This window comes from Streptomyces sp. SM1, from assembly GCF_002910825.1.
GTDB lineage: Bacteria > Actinomycetota > Actinomycetes > Streptomycetales > Streptomycetaceae > Streptomyces > Streptomyces okerensis.
Genome location: NZ_NEUB01001051.1, coordinates 1,961 through 3,820 on the forward strand (window position 1 = coordinate 1,961; position 1,860 = coordinate 3,820).

Here is a 1,860-nt window from a genome sequence, read left to right on the forward strand (position 1 = left end):
CCCATTGTTGAACCAGTAGGCAACGCGCCATGCTTCCAGTGAGCGAACATGCCCGGGAATGCTGAGGCGATCTCAGCCAGCCTTCTCCGGGCCTTCCTTGAGGCACGACGATACCGTTTGTACTTCCTCCGGGCCCATTTCACCAGGAACGGATTGATCTGCTGCTCTAGAAATCTGATCAATCTGGACTTGTAGAAGCGCCCATAGTAATTGATCCATCCCGCCACGACGGGGTTGATCATCGCAGCGATCTCCCGAAAGCCCAGCTCGGTACAGCGCCCCAGTCGCCAACTCCGGACAGTCCTCGCCATGGACTTCATGGCTGTTTCGCTCACCGCGGGAAGGAAGCCGGTCTTCAGCCTCCCATCTCGCAAGCGGGCCGCCCGAGGACGGAAGGTGTATCCCAGGAACGTAAACTCCGTGACCGGGAACTCCCGTTCACGCCCTTCCTGTTTGCAGTACACCACCCTGGTTTTCTCCGGATGGAGACGTAATCCGAACTGCAGCAGCCTCCGCTCAATGATGTTGCGGACGAAGTTCGCCTGCTTCTCACTGGCGCAGTGCACCACAGCGTCGTCGCCGTACCGCTCGAACCTGATCCCCGGGTACTCCCGAGCCAGCCACGCATCGAAGGCGTAGTGCATGAACAGATTCGACAACAACGGTGAAATGGAAGACCCTTGATGAGTTCCCTTTTCCCGTCTGACGAGCGTTCCGTCGGGCTGCCGCACGGGGGCGACAAGCCATCGCTTCACATACAGCAGCACCCACGGGAGATTGGCATGTCTTTCCACTGCCGCGATGATGGGGGCGTGCGGCACGTTGTCGAAGAATCCCTGGATGTCAATGTCAATCACCCAAGGATGCCTCCAGCACCGCTGCTTGCACGTCTCCACTGCATCCAGCGCGGACCGCCTCGGGCGATAGCCATACGAATCCTGATGGAAGATCTGCTCCACATCTGGCTCCAATGTCATGGCCACTGCCGTCTGAGCGATCCTGTCAGCCACGGTCGGAACCCCAAGGCTCCGAGTCCCACCGCCGGCTTTGGGAATATCAACCGCTCTCACAGGCGGAGGGAAGTAACTTCCCGAGGACAACCGGTTCCACAGCTTGTACAGGTTGTTCTTCTCATCCTGCTCAAACTCCGCTAACGACTGCCCGTCCACCCCAGCCGCTCCCCTGTTGGCCTTGACCTTCAGGTATGCGTTCCAGACCAGCCGTTTCGGAATATCAAACGGCTTGCTTGCTGATCTCGTCTCGACCATCCGATTCCTCCCATCTCTGGTTGATCGCCGATCGACACTCAACAACACGTCCCCTTCGCTCCGCCTCTATTACGGAGGTTTCATCACTACTACGGGACGTTCCGCCCTCCCGACGCGCGACTGGTACTCCGGCTCTCATGGCTCTTCGCCACTTGCGCCTCTCCCTCTCGCGATCCACGTCAACCCGCGGATCGCGGTTTCGCGTCGAGGAGATCTCCAGTTCCGTTGTGAAGCCCGGACTGAGCTCGCGCCACCTTCATGCCGGACACCGCCAGACCAGTAGACAGGTTCCCGCCTGGCTCATCCCAGGACAGCATTGAGGCCCCGGTTTTGATGTCGTCTAAGCTTTACGACACGTCATCAGTGGTTCACTTGCGTTCGTCTTCTCAGCCCACACCTGCCGTATTCAGTACGGCTTTTCCATGACGCTCACCACCACGGCTCATTCACCGCAGCAGCTCATGGCGGTTTGACACCTGCACCTGCATGCCGATGTCGAAGGACCTACCTTCATCTCCACAACAGCATGGCAACTGTTCGTTTCCGTCTTCTACATCAGAACCTCACAATCACCTTCTGGACACACCAACGC

1 protein-coding gene is annotated in these 1,860 nt (G+C 58.5%); it reads right to left on the bottom strand.

Annotation, left to right across the window (positions count from 1 at the left end; all coding sequences use genetic code 11):
* Positions 1-1,268, bottom strand: a 1,268-nt coding sequence (ltrA, locus tag B9S61_RS39510) for a group II intron reverse transcriptase/maturase (protein ID WP_103546551.1), incomplete at its 3' end; no start/stop codon positions are given.
* Positions 1,269-1,860 lie beyond the last annotated feature (592 nt).